The sequence below is a fragment of the Gelidibacter sp. genome, from assembly GCF_035577925.1.
Classification (GTDB): Bacteria; Bacteroidota; Bacteroidia; order Flavobacteriales; family Flavobacteriaceae; genus Gelidibacter.
In genome coordinates this window covers 1-4,857 of record NZ_DATJCY010000288.1, presented here as the reverse complement: position 1 = coordinate 4,857, position 4,857 = coordinate 1, and the positions used below count along the sequence as shown (strand labels likewise).

Genomic DNA, 4,857 nt, shown 5'->3' with positions numbered 1-4,857 from the left:
ATAAAAGGTTTTTGTTCTCCCTTTTTAAAATATCCAATATTCGGGATATAAGCTATATTTTTATTGTTGAATGAATGAATGATTTTTAGTTTTTTCTTTTTTATAAAATAACCTTGCAGTATTTCTTCGAAAATAGCTTTGTGGAATGTATTACTGCTTTTACTTTTGAAGTAAGCAAACAAAAGAGGATCCTTAAAAATATTTACACATTCTAAGTCTAAGGATTTAATTAAGTCTCTATCCTCTTTATATACAAGAATTATAATTGTATTAGTTAACTCCTCTATATTTTTTTTTATCTCAAACATGAAATTATTTGCTTTTGTAAGAAATTTTTTCGATTAGCATAATTAAAGAAACCCCAACAAAAAATAAAATAATAGAGCATAATAAATATGAGTGCTCTCCTTTATTGATTAAAGAGTATTTAAATGGGGATATATTGCTTTCTAAAATAGCGCTAAATGACTCATAATCATTTTCTTGATTTTGGAAAACATTTAAAGAGCCCAAATGAGTAACACTATTTAAATTAATTATTTCTAAAGTCTGATTATTTAAAACCTTAATTGTTTCTTTCCATGGCCATAATTTATTAACCGAACCAAAGACAAATCCAGCGAGTAGTGCATATGTAGCACTTGAATATGACCTCAACAACCACTTGATCAATTTACTAAAAGTCATTAAACCAAAAATGGCACCTAATGCAAATAAAGACAAGTTCATGACTTCAATATTTGATATTGAATCTTTTAATGTTTTGTAGACGCCTAATAATAATAATAATAAAGATCCTGAAATGCCTGGCAATAACATAGCGCAAACACCTATAAAACCTACGAAAAAGAGAAAATATGGGCTTGATTCTGTATTTATAATTGGAAGCTTAGTAAGCATGTATACAGTATACAGCCCTAACACAAATACTATTAAGTATGAAAAACTCCAAACTTTAACCTTTTTTATTACTAATAGACCACTACCAATTACTAACCCCAAAAAGAAAGACCAGGTCTGAATAGTATAATTTTCTAAAGTATACTGGACAAAATTCATTAAAGTTAAAAACCCTATGCCCATACCAACTAGGAGGGAAAGCAAAAAACTTCCATTAAGTTCTTTCCAAAAAACATCTAATGAATTATATCTTAGGGATTTAAAAGTTTTCAAATTGACATTACTAATACTTCCTATTAGTTCTTCATAAATCCCAGTAACTAAGGCTATTGTGCCTCCAGAAACCCCTGGAACCGCATCAATAGCTCCCATAAACATTCCTTTTAACAATATGACTACATAATCACTATTGCGTCTTTTCATATGTGTTTATTTGATTTTTATTAATTTGGCACCAAAAATCGCCTGCTAAAGTTTTCTTTAGACGCTTGACTTCGGAATGTGTTTTTTGCCAAATTGCGATCTTTTTTTAGTTAACGTGTCGTAATCTCTTTGTTTATTTGTTTTTATAAAATATAAGAAAATGTAAATTTTCATATTTGAGCTTCCAATTTTGTACTGCTACTTAATTTTTGCGTCAGGTGCTTGTGCTTATCCAGTTTTACTCAATTTCATACAGATTTATTGTTTTAGTGAAAAAATGAGCTTCCATTTATCTTTATGGTGTCGGAGCGAATCTAACGCTAAATCATAATTTCACATAAATAAATAAACTCTTTTCTGGAATAGATAGGATAATAAAAAATTTAATGAAGTACTATGAAAAGTTAATGAAATTCCAGCTTTTACTCTAAATGATTCTTTTTTGAGTTATTTCAATTAGTAAAAATGAAACCCTAAATGTTAATTTTCTATAGAGTTTCATTTTTTTATTCATAATTAATTCCAGATAGAATGCCAAATATCATATAATATGCTTTCGCCATTAGATGGGGAATTCTTAATCTGTTCAGCCCTCCTACTATCATCATCAGTATGACAAGAATTTTCGGTTCCTCCAGAAATGGAGTTTAATAAATCTGATGAAGCTACAGCTTCTGCTCTTGCTTCGAGAGCATCTAAAGTTAATTTACTCATAATAAAAAATGATTTAGTTAATATATCTTCCGTACAAACCTAATCAGTATGGTTCATATAACTTTCCGTCTCAGACGGAACTTATGTTAAAGTTTATAGAATAGATAGTTACACAATCCCTTGCTTTATCACTTCCTTAATAAGTCCATTAATGTCCTTTACATTAAAAAGGGCTCTCATTTTTGCCACCCTTTTTTGGATGGTACTTTCACTTAGTGATAAAGCACTTCCTATTTCGTCTAATTTATAGCCTAATTTCAGATATAGTAAGATCTCACGATTAACGTCATTAAATAACCCTTCATTGTTGTTTATTATAGCAATGGCTTTTTGAGCGGTGGGACTCAAATATCGACGTTCAGGATGGAGGTATTCTTTAAAGGAGGTGTACGAAATATCAGTTTTGATGATCAAAGCATCAGGTTGCGCTTTTCTATAAATGCTATATACAATTGTAGCTTCTTCATAAGCGGTGATCATCATTATTTTACATTCTGGATGGTGTTTTCTTAATAATAAAGCGACGTCCGTTCCTGTATTAAGTTTTTTTTCTTCAAATTCAGGTAGCTGGTAATCAATGATTGCCAGATCAAAATTAGAAACTGAAGTAATATAGTGATATGCTTCCTCACAAGTAAAGGCTTTGAATGTTGCAAATTCAGGAATTTCTTTTTTTAGTAATGAAATATAACCTTCAATCGTCATTAAATGGTCATCTACCAATAGTACATTCATAATCGAAACTTTAACAAAGTTGGCGTTTCAGACGCAACCGAATAATTCTAAAGATACCTAAGTTGCCCACCGATTTTAACCATGTATGAATTACTCTTTTATTATTATCGGAGCTAATAGGCAGCAGTCTGGAGTTATTTTACAATGTATGGAAAATTTCCGATATTATTCATGCTCAGGCCATTTTGATAATATGCCAACAACCTTTGAAAAACTCATAAAGCTTAAGCCTCATTTAGTTTTCTTGGATGTAGATTCTTTTATTAACGACACAACATTTTCTTTTGAAACCATCAACGAATTGCACCAGTATATGGATCGAATACCTTATTTCGTTGCCATATCAACTACTTCAAAATTTGCTTTCCAAGCTATACAATCAGGTTTTTCCGATTATCTGTTAACACCGCTTGATTGGCATCGGTTAGGAAAATGTCTTTTCAAATTCGAAAAGCGAATCCCTAAAGCAACGGACAATAAGATTTGTATAAAGTCTTTTAGCGATTATAGATTTGTCGATTTGCATGACATTATCTATCTCAAGGCAGATAATAATAGTGTTGATTTTAAATTACAAAACGGAAAAACGATTACGGCTTTTAAAACACTAAAACATTTTGAACAAGAGTTGCCGTTCTTTTTTATGAGAATCCACAAAAGTTATATTGTAAATAGCCATTATGTGTCTCGGATCCATCTGAGCAAATCACGATGCTATCTAAATTATAATGAAGTTTTACCCTTCTCGGCTTCATATAGAGCTCAAATAGATGATATCATTAAGAGATTAGAGCTATAACTTTTGATTGCCTAAAATAGAGTGTTTTGGGTTTTCATAATTTATAAGTCCAAATCAACCATTTCACACTTCAAACCTTAGTGTTTACCATCACGCCAGTACATCTCGCCTTTTAAACTCAAAATCAGTCTCTTATATCGTTTTTTCCCTGTTTCTTTGCCTTGGTTATTAACCTAAAAAAACAGAAGCTTCTACATAAACATATCCGTTAAAATGGGGAAAAACACATCTAGCATGGGTTTCATTTTAACAGGTTCGGAAAAGCTAACTCCCAGCTTTTCCAATGAGAATTTTTAACCTAATTAATTTGAAGTTTTATGAAAAAGCTATGTACTGCTATGGTATTATTATGCCTTATTGTTTCGGTAAGTTCCTGTACTGCCGATGACCTTGACGAAACAGTTAAGTTAAACGAAATCCCAACCCAAGAAATTCTATTTCCAGAATTTGATCTTCTTTCTGTTGATAATGGGGATGTAGATAAAGATAAAAGGGGAGATGATAAAAACGATTAAATCCAGGTAAAATCCGAGAGAGTGTAAGCGATCTCGGATTTATCTTTATTTTTGATAAAAGATCCCCTTTATCAAAATGAAAATAAAAGCCTTTCTATTACTTCTGCCTATTTTAATAATAGGTTGTAGTCAAAAAAAACTAGATGATAACAATTATTTTTTGAGATATGATAACTCTGAATTAGATAATAATCATAAAGAAGAATTATTAGATAGTTTGTACTATCATTTTAGTGCACAAAGTAACGATTCTGTTAATAGATATGCTTTATTCAAAGTTGCTTCCCGATATGAAAAACTTGATCTGGAGACTAAATATTTTAACACAGTTAATAAAATTCACGAATGGGCATTAGAAAAAAATGATACTTTAGATATCGCAAAATCCCTTTGGTATAAAGGCGATTTCCATGATTCCAAAGAAGAGTATGACAGTGCTTTTCATTATTATTCACAATCTGAAAAACTGTACCGATTTTCAAAAAAAGACAGCCTTAACTGGGGCAGAATGCTTTTGTATAAAGCAGGTGTATTATATGATACTGGTATTTATACTGAAAGTGAAGCGGAAGCAGTAAAGGCCTTGATGGTTTTATCCAATGTTAAACATAATTGGTTTATTTATCGGGCTAATCTTCAAATGGCTTTAAATTTAAAAGAACTTAAAGAGTATGAGGATGCTTTAAAGTATTATAACGCAGTATTTGCACAATTAAATGAGCTAAAAAAAGAGGACATTTCAAAAGACAGGTTGGATAACTCCTATTCAAC

Annotated in this window: 6 protein-coding genes and 1 pseudogene; 3 read left to right on the top strand and 4 right to left on the bottom strand. The window is 30.7% G+C overall.

Annotated elements, in window-relative coordinates; translation table 11 throughout:
- From VNJ50_RS11355 to VNJ50_RS11340, 4 genes are all read right to left on the bottom strand, one after another.
- On the bottom strand, positions 1 to 308 hold a 308-nt coding region (locus VNJ50_RS11355), incomplete at its 3' end, for a hypothetical protein (protein WP_325581946.1).
- Between the two features lie 4 nt (positions 309 to 312).
- Positions 313 to 1,323, bottom strand: coding sequence for a DUF368 domain-containing protein (locus tag VNJ50_RS11350; protein ID WP_325581945.1), 1,011 nt, complete (start codon positions 1,321 to 1,323; stop codon positions 313 to 315).
- Positions 1,324 to 1,839: 516 nt separating this feature from the next.
- Positions 1,840 to 2,037, bottom strand: a complete 198-nt coding sequence (locus VNJ50_RS11345; RefSeq protein ID WP_325581943.1) for a hypothetical protein — start codon at positions 2,035 to 2,037, stop codon at positions 1,840 to 1,842.
- Between the two features lie 108 nt (positions 2,038 to 2,145).
- Positions 2,146 to 2,772, bottom strand: coding sequence for a response regulator (locus tag VNJ50_RS11340; protein ID WP_325581941.1), 627 nt, complete (start codon positions 2,770 to 2,772; stop codon positions 2,146 to 2,148).
- A 148-nt stretch (positions 2,773 to 2,920) separates the two neighbouring features.
- On the opposite strand from VNJ50_RS11340, the gene VNJ50_RS11335 reads away from it, so the two are divergent.
- The 3 genes and pseudogenes from VNJ50_RS11335 to VNJ50_RS11325 form a co-directional block, all read left to right on the top strand.
- Complete coding sequence (locus VNJ50_RS11335; protein ID WP_325581939.1) at positions 2,921 to 3,571, top strand: LytR/AlgR family response regulator transcription factor; 651 nt, start codon at positions 2,921 to 2,923, stop codon at positions 3,569 to 3,571.
- A gap of 317 nt (positions 3,572 to 3,888) precedes the next feature.
- Positions 3,889 to 4,086 carry a hypothetical protein gene (locus VNJ50_RS11330; RefSeq protein ID WP_325581937.1) on the top strand — a complete coding sequence of 66 codons (198 nt, stop codon included), beginning with the start codon at positions 3,889 to 3,891 and terminating at the stop codon, positions 4,084 to 4,086.
- A gap of 76 nt (positions 4,087 to 4,162) precedes the next feature.
- A pseudogene (locus VNJ50_RS11325) lies at positions 4,163 to 4,857 on the top strand (two-component sensor histidine kinase); the annotation flags it as partial.